Below are 25007 nucleotides of genomic sequence, written 5' to 3' on the forward strand. Positions count from 1 at the left end.
AACAGGAGGACAAGTATGCCAACGCAAGAATCCAAAGCTCATCACGTGGGCGAATGGGCAAGTTTACGCAATACCTCTCCGGAGATTGCCGAAGCCATCTTTGAAGTCGCCAATTATGACGAAAAGCTGGCCGAGCAGATTTGGGAAGAAGGCAACGATGAGGTGCTGATTCGCGCCTTCGAAAAAACCGACAAAGACTCGCTGTTCTGGGGCGAGCAAACCATAGAACGTAAAAACGTCTGAACGTTTCCCCCGCTCGCGCGGGGGGTCTCTTCTATTTCGCCGCGTTATTCATCACCGCATTGAATTTATCAATCGGACAGAAGCCGTTTCCGTCAACCGGACACCCCTTCAGCTCCAGCGTTACGCGCTGAGCAGGGGATTGCAGCGACAGTACGCTGGCGTTCCGCAACTGGGCTGAACTCTGGTAGACATACTCAATTTTCATCAGCTCCTGGTTGCTGTTTTTGTCATGCCAGCGCTGGAAAACAATTTTGCCGCCAATCGGGGTGCGTTCCTGCTGGTCGTGCAGCTGATACGGCCTGAAGTCCAGCGCGGTCAGCAGCGAGGCGATGTTGGAGTCATGCCCCACCAGCAGGGTGATTCTGGGCGCGTTTGCCTGTTCCGTCACCAGGGTTTTATCAATGTACTTCACCAGCGGTTTCGCCACGTTTTGCGCCACCTCCGTCGAGGTAAACAGCGAGTCCTGATAGCCGTTTTTCAGCTTCGACAGCACCCGCCACTGCTGATCGGTTTTGATCTCTCCCCAGGCTACCCGGTCGGCCGGGAAGCCTTCGTAATATTGCAGGGTGAAGGCATCCACCAGTGAGTTACCCACCTTCAGCGGCCCCGATACGCCCGGCTCTTTTTCATAGTCGGCGCTGAACGTATCTTTTGTCTCCGTCAGGGAGCAGACGTTTTTCTCCTTGCAGGACGGCGAGTCGCTGTAGTTAGTCAGCTGTTCCAGCAATTTATAACTCTCATCCAGCTGCATTTTCTGCCGTTCCGTCTCCATCGCCCTCAGCGCTTTCTCACGAAACTCAGGGGAGTTATCGGTAATGACCGGATTGAAGGTGGGGTCCATGGTGCCCATCTTTTCCTGATGATGCACAGGAACGTCGCACCCCGGGAACGCGCCGGTGATAAAGAACTGCGCGGTCGCCACGGTGCGCTGAAGACTATTAGCGTAGGCATAGACGGTATCCGCTGGCGGGCACTCTCCCGTCTTCACCATCCCCTGCTCTGCCAGCCACTCGCGCATATAGTGGCCCATATACACTTCCAGCACGCCGCCTTTGGTGGTCAGCTGTCCACCGGGTACGTCCCATTCCGGCCACTGCTTCGGCGTGGACTGTTCCAGCACGCTGCCGTTATTGGCGAGCGGCGCGCGCAGGTTATGGCGGCTCATGATGAGCACTTGTTGTAACTGATAACCTTCCGGCGCGTCCTGTGCCTGCGCCCCAAACGTCACTGAAAGCGTTCCTGCCACGGCGACAGCGAGTAGTGCTTTTCTCATCCCTTTTTCCTCATGCGTTTTTATCGTTACGCTGAGTGTGACAGACTGGTGACCGTTTTTTCGGGAAGCATTTCTCAAACTGATGAATACGTTCAGATGCTGATGCCGGTGACGATGCCGACATACAGCGCCGCCCATGCGCAGGCTGACAACAGGCTAACGACATAAACCTTCATCGCGCTCATCCTGAGCATACCGGCCGCCAGCGGCACGATATAGCGCAGCACCGCCAGGAAACGCGAGGTGAACAGCGCGACTACACCGTTCTTTTGCAGCTGATGCTGTACCCGCAGAAACTTATCGGCATGTTTTGCGGTGAGGCGTGACACCAGCCGGGTATGCCCCATCAGCTGGCCGATATGGTAATTCAGCACCGAACCTGCCGTAGCGCCCATCACCACCGCCAGCCACGTCATGCCGGGATGCAGACTCGACTGGCTGACGGCGATCCCCGCCATAAGCATGACCGATGCGGGCGGCAGCACCGAGGAGACCAGCACCGTCGATTTACTCAACGCCATAACAACGAGCAGCGCGAACAGATGCGTCGGATAATGCGCAAAATGATCCAGCAGTGTGTCCAGCCATGCCATTTTACTCTCTCCGGTAACACATGAATTCTCCATTTAAAAAGAAAACAGTTAAATAAAACCTCAACATGCGTTTAATACTATTCATTTAAACCGTTCTTAAACATTATTAAAATTCCTCAGCAGCGGTTTTAAATAAGCGTATTATCCCTCACGTTTTACAACGATCTCGTTATGGCGAGGCTCCTGTACAAATACACGTTATCGCTCTGGTGGGTTCGAGAGAACCGGCACAGGGTAAAACAGGCACTGTCGAATCAAGGCTTTGTCAGTATAACTTCCCTTACGGGATACGGTGTACAGTGCTGAACCCAGGACGTGGGGATCTCCTTTCCGACATGCCCTGTCTTGCTCGCCCCTGAGAGATTTTATTATTCAAAGGGAATTTACTATGTCTTACGCTATTCACAACCAAAACCCGGCTTTTAATGACAGCGCCATCGCGCAATATATGAATACCGATTTTATTGTTATCGATATTTCATTATGCGTGGCTCTTGCACGCGAGCAGTTCTTCGAAAAATTAAAAGACGATGATATTCCTTCACATATTTTTATCGAGGATAACGGTCGCCTCGCGGGTTTGATTGCCGTTCGCAAATTATTGCAGGTCACGGATACCGTGCAGCCAGTTAAGCGACTGATGATATCGGATTTTATTCAGCTTAAACCGGAAGATGAGCGGGCGGATGTCGCCGGGGTGCTGGCGCACGCGGGTGCGGATGTCGTGCCGGTGGTCACCCACGGCACGCTGGTGGGCTGCCTCACCGAGCGTGAAATCGCCCACCTGCTGGAAGATGACGTCACCGAAGATGCGCAGCTTCAGGGGGCGACCCTGCCGCTGGAAAAACCCTACCTGGAAACCAGCGCCTTCAGCCTGTGGAAGAAGCGCTCCGTCTGGCTGCTGCTGCTGTTCGTTGCGGAAGCGTATACCAGCTCGGTGATCCAGCATTTTGAAGAGGCGCTGGAGTCTGCCATTGCGCTGGCGTTCTTTATTCCGCTGCTGATTGGCACGGGCGGGAACAGCGGAACGCAGATCACCTCCACGCTGGTGCGCGCCATGGCGTTGGGTGAAGTCCACCTTCGCGATGTGGGCCGCGTGCTGCGCAAAGAGATGAGCACGTCGTTGATGATTGCCGCCACGCTGGGTCTGGCGGGCTGCGTTCGCGCCTGGATGATGGGTATCGGGATGGAAATCACGCTTATCGTCAGCCTGACGCTGGTCTGCATTACGCTGTGGAGCGCCATCGTCTCGTCGGTGATCCCGATGGTACTGAAACGCTGCAAAATCGACCCGGCGGTCGTCTCCGCGCCGTTTATCGCCACGCTGATCGACGGTACCGGGCTGATTATCTACTTCAAAATCGCGCAGTATACGCTGGGGCTGGAATAACGAAAAAACCCTGCGATATTGCTATCGCAGGGTTTCTGAATTTGGCGGAAGCGTAGAGATTCGAACTCTAGAACCCTTTCGGGTCGCCGGTTTTCAAGACCGGTGCCTTCAACCGCTCGGCCACGCTTCCAAAGTGAGGCGCACTATAAACATCTCTGAGCATGATGTAAAGCAGGAAATTGCATTACCTTGAGCATCTTGCGTCGTTCCCTTCCGCACAGATGATTTCTTCGTCATCGACTGGCTAAAATGTAAACATTTATTTTTACATACATTACTTTTATCAGTTTTACCGGGTGTGATTTAGACTTTTTTTTCGTACAACCCCCGTTAACCCAGCCTCACTGCGATAAGTGAGTCCCCATGACTTTATTCAACGGCAATTATGAATTTTATTTTTATCAGTGATAACTATTACCTGTGCCGCGGGGTCTCAAGCGCCATGACATCGACCCATTTAATTCGCGATAAGAAAGATATTCACGATCTTGATGAGGTCGATCCGACGCTGGATTTCATCATTGCAATTGAACAGGATACGTTACGCAATAGCACTATCCAGCAGGTCAAAAAAATCAGGCGTGATTACATTGTCCTGATGCATGAGATAGAAGCGAATCGCGCGGTGAGAATCGACAATATTATCTATTCATCAATGCATTTTAGCGTTCATCCTTTTCAACAGCTGATGCGATTTTATCGGGCGCTCAGAACGCACTCGTTTACGCGACGCGAGTATGACGTGCTGAAGCTTTTTCATCTGGAAAACCATGAAATTGCGAAAAAGCTGCAACTGTCACAAAAAACGACCAGCACCTACCGCGTGAAGATCCTCGAAAAATTAAATATGCGCGCTAAAAACATTCTGGCGATGTCCCGGGTTAAATCGGCGATTGTCGATCAGAAACTGTGACCCGATCTGCCCGTTACATTCCTTAAACGCACCCTGTATCCGGCTATGCAGTTCATTGCGGGCAACTGCGGTTGCTCTCAATCACAATACCTGTATTATGTTATAACATAACAATTACTGGGTTGCGTTCTATGTTTCTTAAAAAAGGGTTATTACTGGCATCGCTGCTTTCCATTGCGCCTGCCGCTTTTGCAGTGACCTCCTGGCCCCTTACGGTTGAAAATTGCGGCATAAAGCAGACCTTTGCGAAGGCTCCTCAGCGCGTCGTGACCGTAGGTCAGCATGAAACAGAATTACTGCTCGCTCTGGGGCTGGAGAAAAAGATAGCCGCGACGTCGGTCTGGTTTGGCAAACTTCCGGCTCCGCTGGCGGAGGCCGGGAAACACCTTCCCCGGCTTGCGGATAACTCGCCATCTTTTGAAGCCGTAGTGGGACAGAAGCCTGAGCTCGTTCTCGCGCAGTATCACTGGCACATTGGTCCGCAGGGCGAAGTGGGGACACGTAAGCAGTTTGCGTCGCTGGGGATTAATACGTGGATCTCCCCTGCCGACTGCACGGATAAAGCGGTGACGGAAACGTCAAACGCAGACGGGGCACGAAGCGCGCCGTTTTCGCTGGCGGAAATCACGCGGGAAGTGACAGAGCTGGCGACGATTTTTGATGTTTCCGCACGGGGTGAACAGCTCAACCGCACCCTGACGGCACGTATCGAAAAGGCCCGGGCGCGCGTCTTTGCGAAACCGCTTAGCGTCGTTTTCTGGTTCTCCAGCAGCCGTCTGAATGGCGATCCCTGGGTGGCGGGAAATTATGGCGCGCCGGGCTGGATCAGCCGTACGCTGGGGTTGAAGAACATTATTGACTCCCACGACGAATGGCCTGCCGTAACGTGGGAACATATTGCCCAATCGCAGCCGGACGTGATTGTCATCGCAGAGATGTCCCGCAGGCTCTACCCTGCCGATGACGTTGCGGTAAAACAGGCGTTCTTACGAAGTGACCCGGTGACAAAGAACCTGCCTGCGGTCAGGAACAACCACATTATTGTGGTGCCGGCGATGTCGTTAAACCCTTCAATGCGTAACGTCGATGCGGTTGAGCTTATCAGCGATCGGCTGGCTTCATTTCAGGACGAATAATGCGTCATTTCTTCACTGACCGCCGCCAGCAGGGGTTACTGGCGGCAGGCCTCCTGGCGCTGCCGCTGATGCTGGTTTTTGCCGCGAGTATCGGTGATATGCCGGTATCGTATGCTATTACCGGAAAAGCGATCCTCAACGGCCTGGGATTGACGTCATACGATCTGCCGCAGCCAGAGGAAGGCATCGTCTGGCAGTACCGCATGAGCCGGGCGCTGATGGCTGCGTGCAGCGGCGGCGGCCTGGCGCTGTGCGGGCTGGTGTTACAGTCGATCCTGCGTAATCCCCTGGCGGAACCCTATCTGCTGGGCATTTCCGCGGGCGCCTCGCTGGGGGCCGTCTGCGTGATGCTTCTCGGCATCGGAGGAAGCGTGATTGGCGTGAGCAGCGGTGCGTTTGTGGGCGCCTGCGCCGCCTTTGCGCTCATCATGCTGATTACCAACGGCATGAGTGAAAGCCCGTCGCGCATTTTGCTGGCCGGCATTGCGGGCACCCAGCTCTTCAACGCTATGACCGCTTATATCGTCAGCACCTCCGCGAATGCCGAGCAGTCCCGTAGCGTTATGTTCTGGTTAATGGGTAGCCTGAGCGGCGTGCGCTGGCCGGACGCGCTGCTGGCCCTGGCCGTGACGCTTGCGGGTTTACTGGTGGTTCTTCTCTTTTCACGTGCGCTGGACACCTTTACCTTCGGGGATGAAATCTCTACAACGCTGGGCATACCGGTCACCGCCGTGCGTATTCTTTTGTTGCTGACCTGTGCCGTCGTTACCGCAACGCTGGTGAGCGCTATTGGTGCAGTCGGCTTTGTGGGGCTGGTCATTCCCCATGTGACGCGCATGCTGAGCGGTCCGGGCCATCGGCGCACGCTCCCGCTGACGTTTCTTATCGGCGCACACTTTATGATCCTGGCCGATATCGTGTCGCGCACGCTGATTGTGCACCAGGTGCTGCCCATCGGTGTGGTGACTGCGCTGGTGGGTGCCCCCGTCTTTATGGCGTTGCTTTATCAGAACCGGAAGGAGCATAGATGAATATTACCGTGGCCGGGTTAACCGTAACCCGACAAGCGCAGACGGTGCTTAAGGAGATCGATCTCAAACTGTCATCCGGGCAGATTGTCGGCCTGTTAGGACCAAACGGCTCGGGCAAGTCTACGCTGCTGCGCTGTCTTGCCGGGCTGTTTCCGCGACTCAGCGAATGTGTTGCGCTTAATGGCACGACGCTTGACATGTTGCCGCTGAAAAAACGTGCGCAGCACATGGCGTTTGTCCCGCAACATGCTGAAGTCGATGGGGAACTGACCGTCGAGGAAATCGTACGGCTGGGACGTACCCCTTACCGAAAGGCGTTTCAAAGAAGCACACGCGAGGATGATGAGGCGGTTGAAGAGGCGATAAGCCTGATGCAACTGGGCGGATTACGCCAGCGGCGCTGGCAGCATTTGTCCGGCGGGGAACGTCAGCGAAGCCAGATTGCCCGCGCGCTGGCACAGCAGCCGCAGGTGCTGCTGCTCGATGAGCCGACAAACCACCTGGACATACAGCACCAGCTGGAGCTGATGCGGCTGATTTCGCGCCTGCCGCTTACCGTCGTGGTTGCGCTGCACGATCTCAGTCTTGCGGCCAATTTCTGCCAGCGGCTGATCCTCCTGAAAGCCGGACAGATATCAGCCACGGGCCTGCCCGAAGAGGTGTTGACTCCAGCGAACATCGAGAACACCTGGTGCGTAAAAGCTCAGGTCTACAAGACCGACGACGGGATAACGATCAGCTACAGCATGGGTGACATGGCAGAGACCAGGCGCAAAAGCAAAAAACCCTGCGATATTGCTATCGCAGGGTTTTCGAATTTGGCGGAAGCGTAGAGATTCGAACTCTAGAACCCTTTCGGGTCGCCGGTTTTCAAGACCGGTGCCTTCAACCGCTCGGCCACGCTTCCTAAGTGAGGCGAACTATAAACACCTCACCGCGCGCTGTAAAGAGTGCGGGCATTCGTTCGCTTTAAAAATAGCCAAAATACGTTTAATCGGTTGAATTGACGACAGATTGGCCATTTTGCCAGCATATTCTCCCCGGCTTAGCGCGAGTGCTTTTTGATGTACATATCTTTGGTGTAGTAGTACCCAAGCTTGTCCGGCGTGAATCCCCCTACCCACGGTTTCACCAGGTGCGTGCGCACGTAGTGATAGACAGGGATCGCCGGTACGTCACGTCCCAGCAGATCTTCTGCCTGCTGGTAGAACTTACCGCGCTCCTGTGCCGTTTTCGATTTCGCCGCATCCACTAAAGCCCGATCGTAGTCCGGATTGCTGTACTGAGTGGTGTTTTGGCTGTCCCCGGTACGGAAGTTATTCAGGAAGGTTGCCGCATCGTCGTAATCGGCAATCCAGGCGTAGCGCACCGCGTCAAAGTTATGGGTGTGCATGGTATCAAGCATGGTTTTCCACTCCTGATTTTGCAGCTTCGCCTCCACGCCAAGGTTCTTCTTCCACATTGAGCTGGCGGCAATCGCAATGCGCTGGTGCGATTCCGAGGTGTTATAGAGGAGATTAAAGCTGAGCGGATGGCTATCGTTAAATCCGGCTTCGGCCAGCAGCTTTTTCGCCTCGGCAATGCGTTTATCCATCGGCCAGCTGGCGTAATCCGGGGTCTGTAGCTTGACGCCGCCAATGTCCGGCTGGCTGATCAGCCATGCCGGGCGCTGCCCCTGCCCTAACACTTTCCCGGCGATAATGTCTTTATCCAGCGCCAGGTTCAGCGCCTTGCGCACGCGGGCGTCGTTGAACGGCGGCCGGGTGGTATTGAACTGATAATAATAGGTGGCAAGCTGTGGTGAAACGTCCAGCTCGCTCCCCAGCGTTTTCTTCAGCTGAGCAAACTGGTTGATCGGCACCGTGTATACAATGTCGATTTCCCCCGCTTTGTAGCGGTTAACGTCTGCGGCTTCAGAGGAGATGGGCAGATAGGTCACCTTGTTGATGACGGTATGTGCGTTATCCCAGTAATGTGGGTTCCGCACCGCCACGATGCGTTCGTTAACCACCCACTGTGCCAGCTTATAGGCCCCGCTGCTGACGAAGTGCTCCGGTTTGGTCCACTTCTCACCGAAACGACCGACCAGGACTTTATCTATCGGCACCAGAGACGGGTGAGCCAGCATCGCCAGGAAAGCGGCATTTGGCTGCGTGAGCGTAACTTCCAGCGTGGCGTCATTGATAGCTTTCACGCCCAGCGACTCGGGGGCTTTTTTGCCTTCTGCGATATCGGTGCCGTTAACGATACGCATGCTGCCGGGATAGCTGGCATACGGTGAAACGGTTTTCGGGTCGACCAGTCGCTGCCAGCTCCAGACGATGTCTTCTGCGGTGATGGGGGTTCCATCGCTCCAGGTGATGCCCGGGCGCAAATGAAAGGTCCAGACGGTGTTATCTTTATTTTCCCATTTCTCCGCCAGGCGCGGCTGGATTTCACCTGTTGGAGAGACGCTGACCAGCCCGTCGAATAAATCGCTGATAATATTAAATTCGACATCGCTTTCGACTTTATGCGGGTCGAGCGAGGCGGGTTCATTGCCGTTGTTCCTGACCAGTTCCTGCTTCTCTGCCAGCTGGGTTCCTGCCGGCACGTTAGCCGCCCAGGTTGCCGTGCTGGCGCACAGGATCCCCGCGGTTAACAAAGAGAGCGTAAAGTGCGTGCGTGTTTGTGGTTTCATTTCCTTCGCCTTATTGTCTGTTTTTATGACGATCCGGAAATAACTCTTAGCGGCCTTAGGGAAATAACGCAATATTTTTCAGTAACCTATAAGAGGTTGATCTGCATCCGCTTTGCAAACCGCACTTCATTCTGAGGACTAGCGATTTTTCAGAATAAAAAACCAGCATAATCTCTAAGGGGCTGAGTAAAGATGGGTAAAACCACTTTGCGTCTGCCGCGCCGTTTCTTATTCTTTGCGCTAATTACATCTGTCATAAGAGAGTGACTCATGGATCGTATAATTTCTTCTTCACGCGACCGCACATCGCTACTCAGCACTCATAAGGTGCTGCGCAATACCTATTTCATGCTCAGCCTGACGCTGGCGTTTTCAGCCATCACCGCGACGGCCAGCACCGTGCTGATGCTACCTTCTCCGGGCCTGATCCTGACGCTGGTGGGTATGTATGGTCTGATGTTCCTGACCTATAAAACTGCGGATAAGCCGGTGGGTATTCTTTCCGCTTTCGCCTTTACGGGCTTCCTGGGCTACATCCTGGGGCCAATCCTGAACGCCTACCTGTCTGCCGGAATGGGCGACGTGATCGGTATGGCGCTGGGCGGCACCGCGCTGGTGTTCTTCTGCTGCTCGGCCTACGTGCTGACCACCCGTAAGGACATGTCCTTCCTCGGCGGTATGCTGATGGCGGGTATCGTGATTGTGCTGGTCGGTATGCTGGCAAACATCTTCCTGCAATTGCCTGCTCTGCATCTGGCAATCAGCGCGGTGTTCATCCTGATTTCATCCGGCGCAATCCTGTATGAAACCAGCAACATCATTCACGGCGGCGAGACCAACTACATCCGCGCCACCGTGAGCCTGTATGTGTCGCTGTACAACATCTTCGTCAGCCTGCTGAGCATTCTGGGCTTCGCTAGCCGCGATTAACCCACCGTGCTGTGAACATGGCCCCGCTTATGCGGGGCTTTGTTTTTTTGGTAAACTGATGCGGTTTTTGACTAATGCGTGAATGATTATGTTGAGTTTTGAAGGCAAAGAGATCGAAACCGATAACGACGGTTATCTGAAAGAGAGCAGCCAGTGGAGCGAAGCGCTGGCGGAGAAAATTGCGGAAAACGAAGGAATCACCCTCTCCCCGGAGCACTGGGAAGTGGTGCGCTTTGTGCGCGAGTTTTACCTGGAATTCAACACTTCACCGGCGATCCGCATGCTGGTCAAAGCCATGGCGAATAAGTTTGGCGAAGAGAAAGGCAACAGCCGTTATCTGTATCGCCTGTTTCCGAAAGGTCCGGCAAAACAGGCAACCAAAATTGCCGGCCTGCCAAAACCGGTAAAATGCATTTAATAATGAATACTGAAATCAGGGTATTCCCGGCCGGGTTGATGCGGTTCCGTTAAGACCTTATCAACCCGCGCGCTTCGCGGTCCGCCCGCTTTTAGCCACGCCACCAGCTTCTCAACCTTATCCGCATCACCGCAGGCGACTACCTCCACGCTGCCATCATCCATGTTACGCGCATACCCCGTCAGCCCGAGCTGAAGAGCTTCGCGCTGAGTGCTGTAGCGGAAACCGACGCCCTGTACGAGGCCGTGGACCCAGGCAATGGTGCAAACATTTGACATCATCCTTCTCCTTATCCGACTGGCGCGTTGCATTTCCTCACTGAAGTCGGGAAAATGGCGGCCATTTTACTGGAATCGACAGAATAGCAAATTATGAGCGTACGTTTAGTGTTAGCCAAAGGGCGCGAGAAGTCATTACTGCGCCGTCATCCCTGGGTCTTCTCCGGCGCGGTTGCCCGCATGGAAGGCAAAGCCAGCCTCGGCGAAACCATCGATATTGTTGACCATCAGGGGAAATGGTTAGCGCGCGGCGCATACTCGCCCGCCTCCCAGATCCGCGCGCGCGTCTGGACGTTCGATAAAGATGAAACCATCGATATCGATTTCTTTGTCCGCCGTCTGCAACAGGCGCAGCAGTGGCGCGAGTGGCTGGCAAAGCGCGACGGGCTGGACAGCTATCGTCTGATTGCCGGTGAGTCTGACGGCCTGCCGGGCGTGACCATCGACCGCTTCGGCAATTTCCTGGTGTTGCAGCTGCTGAGCGCCGGGGCGGAATACCAGCGTGCTGCGCTGATCAGCGCCCTGCAAACGCTGTTCCCGTCATGCGCCATTTACGACCGCAGCGACGTGGCGGTACGTAAAAAAGAGGGAATGGAGCTGACGCAAGGCCCGGTCACCGGAGAATTGCCGCCTGCCCTGCTGCCTATCGAGGAGCATGGCATGAAGCTGCTGGTGGACATCCAGGGCGGCCATAAGACCGGTTATTATCTCGACCAGCGTGACAGCCGTCTGGCAACGCGCCAGTACGTTGCCGATAAGCGCGTGCTGAACTGCTTCTCCTATACCGGCGGCTTTGCGGTCTCTGCTCTGATGGGCGGCTGTGCCCAGGTTGTCAGCGTCGACACCTCCCAGGAAGCGCTGGACGTGGCGAAGCAGAACGTCGAGCTGAACAAGCTGGATCTGAGCAAAGCGGAGTTTGTGCGCGACGACGTGTTTAAGCTGCTGCGTAAATACCGCGATCAGGGCGAGAAATTTGACGTCATCGTAATGGATCCGCCAAAATTTGTGGAAAACAAAAGCCAGCTGATGGGCGCCTGCCGTGGCTATAAAGACATTAACATGCTGGCGATCCAGCTGCTGAACCCGAGCGGCGTACTGCTGACATTCTCCTGCTCTGGACTGATGACGACAGATTTATTCCAAAAAATCATCGCCGATGCCGCAATAGATGCGGGTCGTGATGTACAATTTATAGAGCAGTTCCGTCAGGCCGCCGATCACCCGGTGATCGCCACCTACCCGGAAGGGCTGTATCTGAAAGGGTTTGCCTGTCGCGTCATGTAACTTGAAAAGAGAAATATTGCCCGCACATAGTGTGTATGTGATGTTTCCCGGGAGGTGACTATGATTGCCAGCAAATTCGGTATCGGCCAGCAGGTCCGCCACACCTTGCTTGGATATTTGGGTGTGGTCGTGGATATCGACCCGGAGTATTCCCTTGATGAACCGTCAGCAGACGAGCTGGCGGTTGACGCAGAGCTTCGCGCCGCGCCCTGGTATCATGTGGTCATGGAGGGCGACGATGGTCAGCCTGTCCATACCTATCTTGCCGAAGCGCAGTTGAGTGGCGAATTACAGGATGAGCATCCGGAACAACCCACTATGGACGAGCTTGCTCAGACCATCCGCAAACAGTTACAGGCACCAAGACTGCGAAACTAAAGGTGTAAAAAAGCCCGTCAAGCGGGCTTTTTTTATTTTGCGAGCCCCAGACGGGGGATGTCGATTGCCGGACAGCGATCCATCACCACCTTAAGCCCGGCATCGCGTGCCAGCACGGCCGCCTGCTCATTGATCACGCCCAGCTGCATCCACAGCGTTTTCGCGCCAATGGCGATCGCCTCCTGCGCCACGCCCCAGGCCGCCTCAGAATTGCGGAACACGTCTACCATATCCACCTTTTCCGGCACGTCCGCGAGCGTCGCATAGCCCTGCTGGCCCAGCAGCGTTTTCCCCGCCACCTTCGGCGAGACCGGGATCACGTGATAACCCTGATCCAGAAGGTATTTCATTACCCGATAGCTTGGGCGATCCGGTTTGTCGCTCGCGCCAACCAGCGCGATAGTGCGCGTGGACGTCAGGATCTCGACAATGTCGTTCTCTTTCATGCTCTTCCTCCTAGTTTTTTTCAAAGTGTACGTCAAAGCAGCCATCTCAACCACGCTGTCCCTACAGAAGTATGAGGGCAAAACGGCAGAATATGTCTATATGTTAGTAAACGTGATTATCGAAAAATTTTGATACATTCTTACATGGGTAGTTTGTCTACAGGAGTCTGCTATGAAAACCGGCATTGCCTCGGCTGTGGTTGCGTTAATCATGCCGGTGTGTGTTTTCGCAACCACCCTCAGACTCTCACCGGACGTTGACCTGCTGGTGCTGGACGGGAAAAAAGTCTCCAGCTCCCTGCTGCGAGGCGCAGACAGCATCGAGCTGGATAACGGTCCGCATCAGGTCGTTTTTCGGGTGGAAAAGACGATTCGCCTCGCCGACGACGAACAGCATATATACATTTCTCCGCCGCTGGTCGTCAGCTTTAACACGCAGCGTATCAGTAAGGTCAACTTCAGGCTTCCGCGTCTCGATACAGAGAAAGAGTCACAGGCCTTTGACGCTTCGCCACGCCTTGAACTGGTGGACGGGGATTCCATACCCATCCCGGTAAAGCTGGATGTCCTGGCGCTGACAAACAGGCCCAAAGGAACGGATTACGAAGCAGACACGGCGATCTCTAACAGAGCCAGCCGGCCCGCCTCCCTGCCTCAGTTCGCTACCATGATGGCAGACGACAGCCCCCTGCTTTCGGGCGTATCGGAACTGGATGTGCTTCCCCCTCAGTCGCAGACGCTCACCGAGCAACGCCTCAGGTTCTGGTTCCAGAATGCCGATACGGATACGCGGGCCCGTTTTCTGCAATGGGTGAAACGACAACCGTCGTCGTAAGCCACATTTTTTCGTCCTTTCTCTTGCAGCATCAGTCAGTTCCCGTCATCGTGTAGCGAGGTAACTTCACGGATAAGATTATGGAACTGACAACACGCACACTTCCGGCGCGCAAGCACATTGCTCTGGTTGCGCACGATCACTGTAAACAAATGCTGCTTAACTGGGTTCGTCGCCATCAGCCTCTTCTCCAGCATCATGCCCTTTCCGCCACGGGGACAACCGGTAATCTGATCCACCGCGAAACCGGTCTGGAAGTGAATGCCATGCTGAGCGGCCCGATGGGGGGTGACCAGCAGGTCGGCGCTCAGATTTCGGAAGGCAAAATCGACGTGCTGATTTTCTTCTGGGACCCGCTGAACGCGGTGCCGCATGACCCGGACGTTAAGGCGCTGCTGCGTCTGGCGACAGTGTGGAACATTCCGGTGGCGACAAATCTTTCAACGGCCGATTTCATCATTGAATCACCGCAGTTTAACGATCCGGTAGAGATTTTGATCCCGGATTACCCGCGCTATCTTGCGGAAAGGCTGAAGTAGTTTTTTGCCCGGTGGCGCTGCGCTTACCGGGCCGACATGTTACGGCTTTCTCGCTACCGGCACGTCAATACTCTTCAAAATATCGACAAACACCGACGGCTCCTCTTTGTTGAACAATAGCCACACGCGATGCCGCGCGCGGGTTATCGCCACGTACAGCAAACGCCGCTCTTCGGCATCCGGGAAATCTTCGGGAACCGGCAGTAACGCCTCTTCCATCACGGATTCCCGCGCGGGTGCCGGGAAACCGTCGCTCCCCTCTTTTAGCCCCACCACAATCACGTAATCAGCCTGCTGCCCTTTACTGGCGTGAATGGTCATAAAATCGAGCTGTAGTTTTGGCCAGCGCGTCGCCGCTTTTTCCAGCGCCGCGGGTTTGAGGTGGTGGTAACGCGCCAGCACCAGGATCCGCTCATCGGGTTTCGCATAGCCGCTCAGTTTGTCCAGCAGCGGCTCCAGCTGATCCTCCGCCAACAGGGTGACGGCCTTTTTATCCCCCGGCGTCAGGCTGTTAAGCGGCTTCGACAGCTGATGCGGGTTCTGCTGAATGAAGCGGTTGGCAATTTCACCAATTCGCGCGTTAAAGCGGTAGGTGGTGTCGAGATCGCTGCGGTCGCCTTCACCAAAATAGTGGTGGAAAGCCGTGGTGAGGGAAAGCTGCGCCCCGCTGAAACGGTAGATAGCCTGCCAGTCATCGCCCACGGCAAACAGCGACGTGTGTTTATTCTGCGCCCGCAGCGCCGAAAGCAGCGCAGCGCGCTGCGGCGAGATATCCTGAAATTCATCCACCAAAATGTGTTTCCACGGACTGACGAAGCGCCCTTTTTCCAGAATGATAATGGCCTGATGGATCAGCCCGGAAAAATCGACCGCGTTTTCTTCTTTCAGCGCGGTTTTCCACGCTTTGAGCATCGGCGCCATCAGCTTAACCCGCTTAGAGAAGACGGCGCGGATCGCTTCCGGTGCGCTTTCTATCATCTCGGCCTGAGAGCCGCCGTGCATGCGCATCAGGCTTACCCACCGGTCGAGACGGGAACCCAGCCGGCGCGCCAGCTTTTCATCCTGCCAGAAGCTGCCCTCCGGCACCGCCCAGTTCAGCTCCTCTTCAAGCCACTGACGCCAGCCTTTCGCCTGCGCCTTTTTCTCGCTGCACTGCTGACGCCATGTCTTGATAAACAGCGCCTGGCGAGCCTGAGCATCACTCTCCAGCTTGCTGACCACAGGGACTTTTTTGCTGCCCTGTTGAATGATATGTAACGCCAGAGAGTGGAACGTGCGCGCCGAGATATCCTGGGTATGCAAACGCGCCTGAATGCGCTCGTCCATTTCCTGGGCCGCTTTGCGGCCAAAGGCCAGCAGCAAAATCTGATCGGCAACCGCCTCGCCCGTCGTCAGAAGCCAGCCCGCGCGCGCCACCAGCACCGATGTTTTGCCGCTACCGGCCCCTGCCAGCACCAGCAAAGACTGCTCGCCATTCACCACGGCGCGCGCCTGGGCAGGATTGAGGGGCGATGATTCCACCGTGCTGAAGAAATCGGCATATTGCGTAAGCATCGCATCGGTCCAGGCCTGGTTGTGCGCCAGACGGCTTTTCTCAATATCGCTGAGCCATGCCTGACACTGCCGCCACGCGTCACGGCAGTTATCAAATGCCTCAAGCCGCGCCACGGGTAAAGGCAACGCCGTCAGCGCCTGGGTGATTTTTTGCTGAAGCCCGGCGGTTTGCTGACGCGTCAGCCACTTCTGCTGGGTATTGCTTAACGCGATATCGTCCAGCACCTGGTGCAGTACCTGTGCGGCAATCACGCTCATCTCCTGGCTCCACTGCTGCCAGCGCGTGTTCAGATGATGATGGAAGCGCTGGGTTTCAGCCCACTCCGTCCCGTGGAGTCGCACCACTTTCTCTGCCGGCAGGACGAACTCCAGTTCGCCCCACACCAGCCCACGCTTGCAGTGGATGGCCAGCAGCTGATTAAACGGAATAAGGTATTCGTGGCGTTCACCGGAGACTTTCACTCCCGCATTGAGGAGGACAACCTTGTCGTAAGGGTGCTGCGCCAGGCGTTTGCCCATTGAAGTAGCTTTCAGTTCCATATCCTGCCGGATCCACGAGGTAATAATTTGTCAGACAGTTTAACTGCCAGTTTTAAGGTGCTCCAGCCCAAAAAAACGTTACAATCACCAGGCGTTAATCATATCGAAGGAAATGAGGGTTTATGCGTACCGTTCTGAATGTGTTGAATTTTGTCCTTGGCGGTTTTGCCACCACCCTTTCCTGGCTTTTCGCCACCCTGGTGAGCATTGTGCTCATCTTTACGCTTCCGCTGACGCGCTCCTGCTGGGAAATCACCAAACTGTCCCTCGTTCCTTATGGAAATGAAGCCGTACACGTGGATGAGCTGGAGCCGGAAAGAAAAAATGCCCTGATGAATACCGGCGGCACGCTGCTGAATATTCTGTGGCTGATCTTCTTTGGCTGGTGGCTGTGTCTGATGCATATCTTCGCCGGTATTGCCCAGTGCATTACGATTATTGGCATTCCGGTTGGCATCGCTAATTTCAAGATTGCCACCATCGCCCTGTGGCCGGTCGGACGCCGCGTTGTCCCGGTCGAAGTGGCGCAAGCCGCGCGTGAAGCCAATGCCCGTCGTCGTTTTCAGTAATAAGGACTGGCCGCTCTCATGCTAAGCCCCCTGATTCGTCGCTATACGTGGAACAGTAACTGGCTGTATAACGTCAGGATCTTTATCGCTCTCTGCGGCACCGTGGGGCTGCCGTGGTGGCTGAATGACGTTAAGCTCACCATTCCCCTCACGCTTGGGGTGGTGGCCGGCGCGCTGGCCGATCTCGACGACCGCCTGGCCGGACGTTTGCGTAACCTGGTTATCACGCTGGTCTGCTTCTTTATTGCCTCCGCCTCCGTGGAGCTGCTTTTCCCCTGGCCCTGGCTGTTTGCCTTAGGGCTGACGGTGTCGACCAGCGGCTTCATTTTGCTCGGCGGCCTCGGGCAACGCTACGCCACTATCGCGTTCGGCGCCCTGCTGATTGCCATTTACACCATGCTGGGGGTCTCCCTTTACGATCAGTGGTATCAGCAGCCGGTCCTGCTGCTGTTGGGCGCTATCTGGTATAACCTGCTGACCTTAACCGGGCATCTTATTTTCCCGGTTCGTGCCTTGCAGGACAACCTTGCCCGCAGCTATGAACAGCTGGCCCACTATCTGGAGCTGAAATCACGGCTGTTCGATCCGGATATCGAAGAGGATAGCCAGGCGCCACTGTACGATCTGGCGCTGGCAAATGGCCAACTGGTCGCTACGCTGAACCAGACCAAAGCGTCTCTGCTCACCCGTCTGCGCGGCGATCGCGGTCAGCGCGGTACCCGACGCACCCTCCACTACTACTTCGTCGCCCAGGATATTCACGAGCGCGCCAGCTCCTCGCATGTGCAGTACGCTGACCTGCGCGAGAAATTCCGCTACAGCGACGTGATGTTTCGCTTCCAGCGCCTGCTGTCGATGCAGTCTCAGGCCTGCCAGCAGCTTGCGCGCTCAATACTGCTGCGCACGCCCTATCAGCATGATCCTCGCTTTGAGCGCGCGTTCAGTCACCTGGATGCGGCGCTCGATCGCGTTCAGGCCAGCGGAACCTCGCCGGAACAGTTCAAAGCCCTGGGATTCCTGCTCAACAACCTGCGAGCCATTGATGCTCAGCTGGCCACCATTGAGTCTGAACAGGCGATGGCGATGCCGGCCAACGATGCTGACAACCGGCTTGCGGATGACAGTCTGAACGGCTTCAGCGATATCTGGCTGCGCCTGAGCCGTCATTTTACGCCGGATTCCGCACTCTTTCGCCATGCGGTGAGGATGTCGCTGGTGCTGTGCGTGGGCTATGCGTTTATCCAGATAACAGGGTTGCATCACGGATACTGGATCCTGCTGACCAGCCTGTTCGTCTGCCAGCCGAACTATAACGCTACCCGCCATCGGCTCGCGCTGCGTATTGTCGGGACGTTAGTCGGGGTCGCCATCGGGCTGCCGGTGCTCTATTTTGTGCCTTCTGTAGAAGGACAGCTTATCCTTATTGTGATCACCGGCGTATTGTTCTTCGCCTTCCGCAATGTGCAGTACGCCCACGCCACGATGTTCATCACGTTGCTGGTGCTGCTCTGCTTCAATTTGCTGGGGGAAGGATTTGAAGTGGCCCTCCCCCGCGTGATCGACACGCTAATCGGCTGCGCCATTGCCTGGGCAGCGGTGAGCTTCATCTGGCCGGACTGGCGTTTTCGAAACTTACCGCGCGTCTCCGACAGAGCAATGAACGCCAACTGCCGCTATCTGGACGCCATTCTTGAGCAGTACCATCAGGGTCGCGATAACCGTCTGGCCTATCGCATTGCCCGCCGCGACGCGCATAATACTGACGCAGAGCTGGCTTCAGTCGTCTCTAATATGTCAACAGAGCCGCGCGCCACGGCAGAAATTCGCGAAACGGCCTTCCGGCTGCTGTGCCTGAACCATACGTTCACCAGCTATATCTCTACCCTGGGCGCCCACCGCGAGAAGCTGACCAATCCGGGGATCCTGGCGCTGCTGGACGATGCCGTTTGCTACGTTGATGACGCGCTTCATCATCAACCTGCGGACGAGCCGCGGGTACACCAGGCACTGGATGAACTGGTGCAGCGTATCGCACACCTTGATCCGGGCACCGACAACAAAGCTCCGCTGGTCCTACAGCAAATTGGCCTGCTTATCGCTTTGCTGCCGGAAATTTGTCGACTGCGACAGCAGATTGCTACCTGGCGGAATGATGCCCCTGCGACTCAGGCAGCGCATTAAACCACTCCGTAAGCTCCCGGCGAATATCCGCCGGGAGCGCCGCTTCGTGAAGCCCTTCGATGGCACCTTCAAGCGCGAACAAAACCCGGATGCTCAGCGCCTTATTCCTGGAGCGCATTTTCAGCCAGCTCGTCTTCGCACCCAGCTGTCGTAGCGTCTCTTCATTGGTGATGCCCGCTTCCATCAGCAGGACCTCAATCTGAAAAGTCAGGTTTGGCAGGTCTTTTAGCCGGTTACGCTGATGGCGCTGGTAGCGCTCTTTCCTGGCAGCATCGAGCGCAAACGAGGAGAGCTGAAGCAACTTTTCCCTGTTTTGCCAAAGCCCCTCATCCACACGATAGTAATTAAGCAGAACAGGACGTCCTCGTTTCATCAGCGTCAGAAAAGAGGAGGCATTTTTTACACAGTATTTTGCACTCTGCTCACAGGCGCGAAGATAAAGCTCACCGTCAGACACCATTGCAAACACCGCTTCATCCACGGCCAGGGTATAACCGCCAAACAGGGCTCGATGGTGAATTTCACCCAGCGGAGAGAGGTATTCCTGCGATTGATAAATCCGCTCATAGGATATCTTTTTCATGATAATTCCATTTAAAATCATACAGTAAACACGATATTTCTTACTAACGGATCCGTTAGCAGGAAAATAGGCAACTTATTGCCGTTGGGCAAGATGATTTTTTCAGGTTCACCGGGAATGGATGAAATTTGCGAGTCGCTTTCCGAAAATGAGGTTGATCTTTATGCACACAGGGGTTACTGTATATCCATACAGTAACTACAGGGCTGGAATGAACATGTACACTTCAGGCTATGCAAATCACTTAACACCTTCTACTTCTGCCGCAGGCAATGTTGCGCAGAATTCTATCGGGCGTGTATCGACAGGGCTTATCAGTGAAGTGGTTTACCGTGAAGACCAGCCGCTGTTAACACAACTGTTACTCCTGCCGCTTTTGCAGCAGCTCGGCCAACAGTCTCGCTGGCAGCTCTGGCTGACGCCACAGCAAAAACTAAGTCGTGAATGGGTTCAGTCGGCGGGTCTGCCGTTGGCGAAGGTAATGCAGATCAACCAACTCTCCCCTTGCGATACGGTCGAGTCGATGGTTCGGGCATTACGTACCGGGAACTATAGCGTCGTGATTGGATGGTTACCTGAAGATCTGTCGCAAGAGGAACATTTGCGTCTGACTGAAGCTGCTGAAGAAGGTAACGCGATGGGGTTCATCATGCGGCCGGTTCGTGAAGATTCCTATCGCAGAGGACAACATCCCGGGCTAAAAATTCACTCAAATGTGTACCATTGAGTCATTTTAAGAGTTTTCCTGGAATTTTTTTCGACCGCAGTATGCAAAAAAAGTTCAATGCGCCAAAACTGCGGCAAGGCTTGTCTGACGCGGTTCTCGTTAATTTTACTGCACAAAAATCGTTCAGAAAATGTTAAATATTAGGTATACGGAACTTTTTTTTTCATATGCCTGACGGACTTCACACTTGTAAGTTTTCAGCTACGTTGTAGACTTTACATCGCCAGGGGTGCTCGGCCTAAGCCGAAGATATCGGTAGGTTTATATTTGACCACGCCCCCCGGTGAAGGATTTAACCGTGATTTCTCCGATGGAGATATTCATGGCAAATTTTGGATGATAACGAGGCGCAAAAAATGAAAAAGACAGCTATCGCGATTGCAGTGGCACTGGCTGGCTTCGCTACCGTAGCGCAGGCCGCTCCGAAAGATAATACCTGGTATGCAGGTGGTAAACTGGGCTGGTCTCAGTTCCATGACACCGGTTGGTACAACAGCAGCCTGAACAACGATGGCCCTACTCACGAGAGCCAGCTGGGTGCAGGTGCGTTCGGTGGCTATCAGGTTAACCCGTATGTTGGCTTTGAAATGGGTTACGACTGGTTAGGTCGTATGCCGTACAAAGGCGACAACGTAAATGGCGCTTTCAAAGCTCAAGGCGTTCAGCTGACCGCTAAACTGGGTTACCCAGTAACTGACGATCTGGACGTGTACACCCGTCTGGGCGGCATGGTATGGCGTGCAGACTCCAGCAACAGCATCGCTGGTGACGACCACGACACTGGCGTTTCCCCAGTATTCGCTGGCGGCGTTGAGTGGGCAATGACCCGTGACATCGCTACCCGTCTGGAATACCAGTGGGTTAACAACATCGGTGACGGTGCTACCGTTGGCGTTCGTCCAGACAACGGCATGCTGAGCGTTGGTGTTTCTTACCGTTTCGGTCAGCAGGAAGATGCGCCAGTCGTAGCTCCAGCGCCGGCTCCAGCTCCAGAAGTACAGACCAAGCACTTCACTCTGAAGTCTGACGTTCTGTTCAACTTCAACAAAGCTACCCTGAAACCAGAAGGTCAGCAGGCACTGGATCAGCTGTACACCCAGCTGAGCAACATGGATCCTAAAGACGGTTCTGTAGTGGTTCTGGGCTATACCGACCGTATCGGTTCTGACGCTTACAACCAGGGTCTGTCTGAGAAACGTGCTCAGTCTGTTGTTGATTACCTGATCTCTAAAGGTATCCCAGCTAACAAGATCTCCCCACGTGGTATGGGCGAATCTAACCCAGTTACCGGTTCTACCTGTGACAACGTGAAACCACGCGCTGCACTGATCGACTGCCTGGCACCAGATCGTCGCGTAGAGATCGAAGTTAAAGGTATCAAAGACGTTGTAACTCAGCCTGCGGCATAAGTTATCGTCTTATAAAAAAACCCCGCCATGCGGGGTTTTTTATTATCTGAACAAAAGCAAAAACGTTATTTTTTACCCAGCAGTGCCTGCAAATCGTTCTTCAGCGTCGACATCTGGCTGGCATACTTCTCTTTATGCTCGGCATCTTCAATCAGCTGCACCACCGTCTCCGACAGCGTTTTCCCGCGCCGTTGCGCAAGCCCGGCCAGACGCTGCCAGACCATAAACTCCAGGTCGATAGATTTTTTACGGGTGTGCTGATGCTCGGCATTGAAATGCCGTTTACGACGAGCACGGATAGTTTGCTTCATCCGGTTCAACAAGGCCGGATTAATATGTTTCTCGATCCAGCCGTTGACCTGTACCGGTTCGTTTTCGAGGGTCAGCAACATATCCACAGCTTCTTGTGCCGCGCTGGCTTCGATGTAGCAGGTGATCAGCTCCCCTTCACGGTGCTTTTTGACCAGGTACTTCCATTTCCAGCCGCTTTCGAGGTTTTCCAGTTGTTGATATTTCATTGCGATCTCAGTGTTACCGTGTAACTCAGTTCAGAATATCAGTTTTTTGGCAATCTGCTGAAAAGAAATCATATCCTGTGAAACGCTGCGGCAATACGCATGATGAAAACCCGAATCCTGGTTGGGCAGAGTGCGCCGCTTACGGTATACTCCACGGTTTTACTTCTGACTAAAAAACATCAACTTTGACCATTACGAAACTTGCATGGCGTGACCTTGTTCCGGATACCGAGAGCTATCAGGAACTGTTTACACAGCCAGACCTCACAAAAGAACACGAATACATACTTAGCGAGACACAACCGCGTTTGCATTACGCGCTGGAGCAGATGTCATCCCCATGGGCCACATCTCCCTTCATGCTGCTCAAAGCCCCGGAAGAAGCCGAGTATCTGACGCTTCTCGGTGATGCCATGCGCCAGTTGCAGCCAAAAACGAACGCCGTTTTTGGTGGTCAGTATCATATTGCCGGACGTGACGTGACGTTCGAACCCGCCGCGCAGGCCGACGGGCTGTTCGCTGCCAAAGGCGAAGTGATTACTGCCAGCTGGGCGGAAGCCGAACAGCTGTTCGGCTGCCTTCGTCAGTTCAATGGCGAGGTGTCACTGCAACCCGGGCTGGTACACCGCGCGAACGGCGGCGTGCTGCTCATCTCCCTTCGCACGCTGCTTGCGCAGCCGCTGCTGTGGATGCGCCTGAAAACGGTAGTGACGCAGCAACGTTTTGACTGGGTAGGCTACGACGATTCACGTCCTCTGCCGGTCTCCATCCCGTCTATGCCGCTGTCGCTGACCGTCGTGCTGACGGGCGATCGCGAATCGCTGGCGGACTTCCAGGAAATGGAGCCAGAACTCGCGGAGCAGGCTGTCTACAGCGAATTTGAAGACAATATTCAGATTGCTGATGCCGATGACATGGCGCAGTGGTGCCAGTGGGTGATGGCCGTGGCGGAACGTTTTGCGCTGCCCTCGCCTGCCAGCGATGCGTGGCCTGGCTTAATCCGCGAGGCCGTACGCTACACCGGCGATCAGGAAACCCTGCCGCTCTGCCCGCTCTGGATCGGCAAACAGCTGCGTGAAGTCGGCGTAATCAACGGCAACGGTACGTTTACCGGCGAGCAGCTTAGCCAGATGCTGGCCCAGCGTGAATGGCGCGAAGGCTATCTTGCTGACCGTATGCAGGATGAAATTCTGCTGGAACAGATTCTGGTGGAGACCGAGGGCGAACGTATCGGGCAAATCAACGCCTTATCCGTCATCGAGTTCCCAGGACACCCGCGCGCCTTCGGCGAGCCTTCCCGCATCAGCTGCGTGGTGCACATTGGTGACGGCGAATTTACCGATATTGAACGCAAGGCGGAACTGGGCGGAAATATTCATGCTAAAGGCATGATGATCATGCAGGCATTCCTGATGTCTGAACTCCAGCTTGAGCAGCAGCTCCCCTTCTCTGCCTCGTTGACCTTTGAGCAGTCCTACAGCGAAGTCGACGGCGACAGCGCCTCCATGGCGGAGCTGTGCGCCGTGATCAGCGCGCTTGCAGACGTGCCGATTAACCAGAACATTGCGATTACCGGGTCCGTGGATCAGTTTGGTCGTGCCCAACCGGTGGGTGGACTGAATGAGAAAATCGAAGGTTTCTTTGCTATCTGCCAGCAGCGCGGTTTAAACGGCAAACAGGGCGTGATTATTCCGGCACCTAACGCTCGCCATTTGAGCCTGAGCCAGGCGATTCTGGATGCGGTAGAGCAGGAACAATTCACCGTCTGGGCCATCGAAGGCGTTGAGGATGCACTACCCTTACTGACGAACCTGGTCTGGGATGGCGAAGGCCAGACCACCCTGATGCAGACCATTCAGGAACGTATAGCTCAGGCGACACAGCAGGATGCTCGTCATCGTTATCCGTGGCCGTTGCGCTGGTTAAGTTGGTTTAGTTCAAACTGATCGGACTTGTTCAGCGTACACGTGTTAGCTATCCTGCGTGCTTCACTAAAATAAGGCTTACTGAGAACATGGTAGATAAACGCGAATCTTATACGAAAGAAGACCTTCTTGCCTCTGGTCGCGGTGAACTGTTTGGCGCGAAAGGTCCGCAGTTACCGGCCCCAAATATGCTGATGATGGACCGTGTCGTGAAAATGACCGAAACCGGCGGCAACTTTGATAAGGGTTACGTAGAAGCAGAACTCGATATCAACCCGGACCTGTGGTTCTTCGGTTGCCACTTTATTGGCGATCCGGTAATGCCTGGCTGCCTGGGCCTCGATGCCATGTGGCAGCTGGTAGGCTTCTATCTGGGCTGGCTTGGCGGTGAAGGCAAAGGCCGCGCGCTGGGCGTAGGCGAAGTGAAATTTACCGGTCAGGTTCTGCCTACCGCAAAGAAAGTCACCTACCGCATCCACTTCAAACGTATCGTTAACCGTCGTCTGATCATGGGCCTGGCGGATGGCGAAGTGCTGGTAGATGGTCGACTGATCTATACCGCAAACGACCTGAAAGTGGGTCTGTTCCAGGATACCTCTGCTTTCTGATAACGGCTTTTAGCGCCTCCCAGAAA

General features: G+C 54.8%; 26 protein-coding genes, 2 tRNA genes and 1 riboswitch. Of the genes, 18 read left to right on the forward strand and 10 right to left on the reverse strand.

Annotation, left to right across the window (positions count from 1 at the left end; all coding sequences use genetic code 11):
• The first annotated feature begins 15 nt into the window (after positions 1–15).
• A complete protein-coding gene (locus tag A3466_RS01630; protein ID WP_028012649.1) occupies positions 16–243 on the forward strand; it encodes a YccJ family protein in 228 nt (75 codons plus the stop codon).
• A 31-nt stretch (positions 244–274) separates the two neighbouring features.
• Here the strand turns inward: A3466_RS01630 and agp are convergent, their stop codons facing one another.
• Both agp and A3466_RS01640 read right to left on the reverse strand, forming a co-directional pair.
• Entirely contained in the window at positions 275–1516 is a 1242-nt protein-coding gene (agp, locus tag A3466_RS01635) for a bifunctional glucose-1-phosphatase/inositol phosphatase (RefSeq protein WP_063449122.1), read from the reverse strand.
• 92 nt (positions 1517–1608) lie between these two features.
• Entirely contained in the window at positions 1609–2109 is a 501-nt protein-coding gene (locus tag A3466_RS01640; RefSeq protein WP_063449123.1) for a DedA family protein, read from the reverse strand.
• A gap of 158 nt (positions 2110–2267) precedes the next feature.
• Positions 2268–2437, forward strand: a riboswitch (M-box (ykoK) riboswitch).
• 60 nt (positions 2438–2497) lie between these two features.
• On the opposite strand from A3466_RS01640, the gene A3466_RS01645 reads away from it, so the two are divergent.
• Positions 2498–3499 (forward strand): magnesium transporter, encoded by a 1002-nt coding sequence (locus A3466_RS01645; protein ID WP_063449124.1) that lies wholly within the window; start codon positions 2498–2500, stop codon positions 3497–3499.
• Positions 3500–3541: 42 nt separating this feature from the next.
• On the opposite strand, the gene A3466_RS01650 is transcribed toward A3466_RS01645, so the two are convergent.
• A tRNA-Ser gene (locus A3466_RS01650) sits at positions 3542–3629 on the reverse strand.
• Between the two features lie 312 nt (positions 3630–3941).
• Here A3466_RS01650 and A3466_RS01655 point away from each other — a divergent pair.
• From A3466_RS01655 to A3466_RS01670, 4 genes are all read left to right on the forward strand, one after another.
• The gene (locus A3466_RS01655; protein WP_226842023.1) at positions 3942–4412 is read left to right on the forward strand and encodes a LuxR C-terminal-related transcriptional regulator; all 471 of its coding nucleotides are present in this window, start codon (positions 3942–3944) and stop codon (positions 4410–4412) included.
• 131 nt (positions 4413–4543) lie between these two features.
• On the forward strand, positions 4544–5548 hold the full coding sequence (locus A3466_RS01660) for an ABC transporter substrate-binding protein (protein WP_063449126.1): 1005 nt from the start codon (positions 4544–4546) through the stop codon (positions 5546–5548).
• Positions 5548–6579, forward strand: a complete 1032-nt coding sequence (locus tag A3466_RS01665; protein WP_063449127.1) for a FecCD family ABC transporter permease — start codon at positions 5548–5550, stop codon at positions 6577–6579. The genes A3466_RS01660 and A3466_RS01665 overlap by 1 nt, the downstream gene beginning before the upstream one ends.
• Positions 6576–7412, forward strand: coding sequence for an ABC transporter ATP-binding protein (locus A3466_RS01670; RefSeq protein ID WP_082830904.1), 837 nt, complete (start codon positions 6576–6578; stop codon positions 7410–7412). The genes A3466_RS01665 and A3466_RS01670 overlap by 4 nt, the downstream gene beginning before the upstream one ends.
• Here A3466_RS01670 and A3466_RS01675 read toward each other — a convergent pair.
• Positions 7399–7486, reverse strand: a tRNA-Ser gene (locus tag A3466_RS01675). The two genes, A3466_RS01670 and A3466_RS01675, sit on opposite strands and share 14 nt — an antisense overlap.
• Positions 7487–7624: 138 nt before the next feature.
• Positions 7625–9259: an ABC transporter substrate-binding protein gene (locus A3466_RS01680; RefSeq protein WP_063449128.1), complete on the reverse strand. Its 1635-nt coding sequence runs from the start codon at positions 9257–9259 to the stop codon at positions 7625–7627.
• Between the two features lie 270 nt (positions 9260–9529).
• On the opposite strand from A3466_RS01680, the gene yccA reads away from it, so the two are divergent.
• Positions 9530–10189 carry an FtsH protease modulator YccA gene (gene yccA, locus A3466_RS01685; RefSeq protein ID WP_047726838.1) on the forward strand — a complete coding sequence of 220 codons (660 nt, stop codon included), beginning with the start codon at positions 9530–9532 and terminating at the stop codon, positions 10187–10189.
• Between the two features lie 88 nt (positions 10190–10277).
• Positions 10278–10607 (forward strand): sulfurtransferase TusE, encoded by a 330-nt coding sequence (gene tusE, locus A3466_RS01690; RefSeq protein ID WP_003858129.1) that lies wholly within the window; start codon positions 10278–10280, stop codon positions 10605–10607.
• On the opposite strand, the gene yccX is transcribed toward tusE, so the two are convergent.
• Positions 10604–10885: an acylphosphatase gene (gene yccX, locus A3466_RS01695; RefSeq protein ID WP_074160893.1), complete on the reverse strand. Its 282-nt coding sequence runs from the start codon at positions 10883–10885 to the stop codon at positions 10604–10606. The two genes, tusE and yccX, sit on opposite strands and share 4 nt — an antisense overlap.
• A 93-nt stretch (positions 10886–10978) precedes the next feature.
• Between yccX and rlmI the strand changes: the two genes are divergently transcribed.
• Positions 10979–12169, forward strand: a complete 1191-nt coding sequence (rlmI, locus tag A3466_RS01700) for a 23S rRNA (cytosine(1962)-C(5))-methyltransferase RlmI (protein ID WP_063449130.1) — start codon at positions 10979–10981, stop codon at positions 12167–12169.
• A gap of 60 nt (positions 12170–12229) precedes the next feature.
• On the forward strand, positions 12230–12547 hold the full coding sequence (gene hspQ / locus A3466_RS01705; protein WP_006809336.1) for a heat shock protein HspQ: 318 nt from the start codon (positions 12230–12232) through the stop codon (positions 12545–12547).
• Positions 12548–12579: 32 nt separating this feature from the next.
• Here hspQ and A3466_RS01710 read toward each other — a convergent pair whose 3' ends face one another.
• The gene (locus tag A3466_RS01710; RefSeq protein WP_006809337.1) at positions 12580–12993 is read right to left on the reverse strand and encodes a CoA-binding protein; all 414 of its coding nucleotides are present in this window, start codon (positions 12991–12993) and stop codon (positions 12580–12582) included.
• Positions 12994–13165: 172 nt separating this feature from the next.
• Here A3466_RS01710 and csgI point away from each other — a divergent pair, with 172 nt between their 5' ends.
• On the forward strand, positions 13166–13828 hold the full coding sequence (csgI, locus tag A3466_RS01715) for a curli synthesis inhibitor (protein WP_063449131.1): 663 nt from the start codon (positions 13166–13168) through the stop codon (positions 13826–13828).
• Positions 13829–13908: 80 nt separating this feature from the next.
• On the forward strand, positions 13909–14367 hold the full coding sequence (gene mgsA / locus A3466_RS01720; protein ID WP_006809340.1) for a methylglyoxal synthase: 459 nt from the start codon (positions 13909–13911) through the stop codon (positions 14365–14367).
• A gap of 39 nt (positions 14368–14406) precedes the next feature.
• Here the strand turns inward: mgsA and helD are convergent, their stop codons facing one another.
• Complete coding sequence (gene helD, locus A3466_RS01725; protein ID WP_063449132.1) at positions 14407–16461, reverse strand: DNA helicase IV; 2055 nt, start codon at positions 16459–16461, stop codon at positions 14407–14409.
• A gap of 122 nt (positions 16462–16583) precedes the next feature.
• Between helD and A3466_RS01730 the strand changes: the two genes are divergently transcribed.
• Positions 16584–17030, forward strand: coding sequence for a YccF domain-containing protein (locus tag A3466_RS01730; protein WP_003858149.1), 447 nt, complete (start codon positions 16584–16586; stop codon positions 17028–17030).
• 18 nt (positions 17031–17048) lie between these two features.
• Positions 17049–19211 (forward strand): YccS family putative transporter, encoded by a 2163-nt coding sequence (gene yccS / locus A3466_RS01735; RefSeq protein ID WP_063449133.1) that lies wholly within the window; start codon positions 17049–17051, stop codon positions 19209–19211.
• Here yccS and A3466_RS01740 read toward each other — a convergent pair.
• Positions 19168–19794, reverse strand: a complete 627-nt coding sequence (locus tag A3466_RS01740; RefSeq protein ID WP_063449134.1) for a TfoX/Sxy family DNA transformation protein — start codon at positions 19792–19794, stop codon at positions 19168–19170. The genes yccS and A3466_RS01740 overlap by 44 nt on opposite strands.
• Positions 19795–20011: 217 nt before the next feature.
• Between A3466_RS01740 and sulA the strand changes: the two genes are divergently transcribed.
• Together sulA and ompA are read left to right on the forward strand one after the other, a co-directional pair.
• Positions 20012–20521 (forward strand): SOS-induced cell division inhibitor SulA, encoded by a 510-nt coding sequence (sulA, locus tag A3466_RS01745; protein WP_063449135.1) that lies wholly within the window; start codon positions 20012–20014, stop codon positions 20519–20521.
• 356 nt (positions 20522–20877) lie between these two features.
• Entirely contained in the window at positions 20878–21930 is a 1053-nt protein-coding gene (gene ompA / locus A3466_RS01750) for a porin OmpA (RefSeq protein WP_120286572.1), read from the forward strand.
• Positions 21931–21995: 65 nt separating this feature from the next.
• Here the strand turns inward: ompA and matP are convergent, their stop codons facing one another.
• Entirely contained in the window at positions 21996–22448 is a 453-nt protein-coding gene (gene matP / locus A3466_RS01755) for a macrodomain Ter protein MatP (RefSeq protein WP_006809347.1), read from the reverse strand.
• Between the two features lie 185 nt (positions 22449–22633).
• On the opposite strand from matP, the gene A3466_RS01760 reads away from it, so the two are divergent.
• Positions 22634–24394 carry an AAA family ATPase gene (locus A3466_RS01760; RefSeq protein ID WP_063449137.1) on the forward strand — a complete coding sequence of 587 codons (1761 nt, stop codon included), beginning with the start codon at positions 22634–22636 and terminating at the stop codon, positions 24392–24394.
• A 68-nt stretch (positions 24395–24462) separates the two neighbouring features.
• On the forward strand, positions 24463–24981 hold the full coding sequence (gene fabA / locus A3466_RS01765; protein WP_000227926.1) for a bifunctional 3-hydroxydecanoyl-ACP dehydratase/trans-2-decenoyl-ACP isomerase: 519 nt from the start codon (positions 24463–24465) through the stop codon (positions 24979–24981).
• Positions 24982–25007: the final 26 nt, after the last annotated feature.

It is taken from the genome of Enterobacter genomosp. S (assembly GCF_001631805.1).
GTDB lineage: Bacteria > Pseudomonadota > Gammaproteobacteria > Enterobacterales > Enterobacteriaceae > Enterobacter > Enterobacter quasihormaechei.

Excerpts from the sequence above, each read along its gene's own strand:
- ompA (WP_120286572.1), top strand. The coding sequence starts at position 20,878 with ATGAAAAAGACAGCTATCGCGATTGCAGTGGCACTGGCTGGCTTCGCT.
- A3466_RS01670 (WP_082830904.1), top strand. The coding sequence starts at position 6,576 with ATGAATATTACCGTGGCCGGGTTAACCGTAACCCGACAAGCGCAGACG.
- tusE (WP_003858129.1), top strand. The coding sequence starts at position 10,278 with ATGTTGAGTTTTGAAGGCAAAGAGATCGAAACCGATAACGACGGTTAT.
- A3466_RS01645 (WP_063449124.1), top strand. The coding sequence starts at position 2,498 with ATGTCTTACGCTATTCACAACCAAAACCCGGCTTTTAATGACAGCGCC.
- fabA (WP_000227926.1), top strand. The coding sequence starts at position 24,463 with ATGGTAGATAAACGCGAATCTTATACGAAAGAAGACCTTCTTGCCTCT.
- sulA (WP_063449135.1), top strand. The coding sequence starts at position 20,012 with ATGTACACTTCAGGCTATGCAAATCACTTAACACCTTCTACTTCTGCC.
- yccA (WP_047726838.1), top strand. The coding sequence starts at position 9,530 with ATGGATCGTATAATTTCTTCTTCACGCGACCGCACATCGCTACTCAGC.
- A3466_RS01730 (WP_003858149.1), top strand. The coding sequence starts at position 16,584 with ATGCGTACCGTTCTGAATGTGTTGAATTTTGTCCTTGGCGGTTTTGCC.
- csgI (WP_063449131.1), top strand. The coding sequence starts at position 13,166 with ATGAAAACCGGCATTGCCTCGGCTGTGGTTGCGTTAATCATGCCGGTG.
- rlmI (WP_063449130.1), top strand. The coding sequence starts at position 10,979 with ATGAGCGTACGTTTAGTGTTAGCCAAAGGGCGCGAGAAGTCATTACTG.
- A3466_RS01630 (WP_028012649.1), top strand. The coding sequence starts at position 16 with ATGCCAACGCAAGAATCCAAAGCTCATCACGTGGGCGAATGGGCAAGT.
- A3466_RS01710 (WP_006809337.1), bottom strand. The coding sequence starts at position 12,993 with ATGAAAGAGAACGACATTGTCGAGATCCTGACGTCCACGCGCACTATC.
- A3466_RS01655 (WP_226842023.1), top strand. The coding sequence starts at position 3,942 with ATGACATCGACCCATTTAATTCGCGATAAGAAAGATATTCACGATCTT.
- A3466_RS01665 (WP_063449127.1), top strand. The coding sequence starts at position 5,548 with ATGCGTCATTTCTTCACTGACCGCCGCCAGCAGGGGTTACTGGCGGCA.
- A3466_RS01640 (WP_063449123.1), bottom strand. The coding sequence starts at position 2,109 with ATGGCATGGCTGGACACACTGCTGGATCATTTTGCGCATTATCCGACG.
- hspQ (WP_006809336.1), top strand. The coding sequence starts at position 12,230 with ATGATTGCCAGCAAATTCGGTATCGGCCAGCAGGTCCGCCACACCTTG.
- matP (WP_006809347.1), bottom strand. The coding sequence starts at position 22,448 with ATGAAATATCAACAACTGGAAAACCTCGAAAGCGGCTGGAAATGGAAG.
- helD (WP_063449132.1), bottom strand. The coding sequence starts at position 16,461 with ATGGAACTGAAAGCTACTTCAATGGGCAAACGCCTGGCGCAGCACCCT.
- agp (WP_063449122.1), bottom strand. The coding sequence starts at position 1,516 with ATGAGAAAAGCACTACTCGCTGTCGCCGTGGCAGGAACGCTTTCAGTG.
- yccS (WP_063449133.1), top strand. The coding sequence starts at position 17,049 with ATGCTAAGCCCCCTGATTCGTCGCTATACGTGGAACAGTAACTGGCTG.
- A3466_RS01680 (WP_063449128.1), bottom strand. The coding sequence starts at position 9,259 with ATGAAACCACAAACACGCACGCACTTTACGCTCTCTTTGTTAACCGCG.
- mgsA (WP_006809340.1), top strand. The coding sequence starts at position 13,909 with ATGGAACTGACAACACGCACACTTCCGGCGCGCAAGCACATTGCTCTG.
- yccX (WP_074160893.1), bottom strand. The coding sequence starts at position 10,885 with ATGTCAAATGTTTGCACCATTGCCTGGGTCCACGGCCTCGTACAGGGC.
- A3466_RS01740 (WP_063449134.1), bottom strand. The coding sequence starts at position 19,794 with ATGAAAAAGATATCCTATGAGCGGATTTATCAATCGCAGGAATACCTC.
- A3466_RS01660 (WP_063449126.1), top strand. The coding sequence starts at position 4,544 with ATGTTTCTTAAAAAAGGGTTATTACTGGCATCGCTGCTTTCCATTGCG.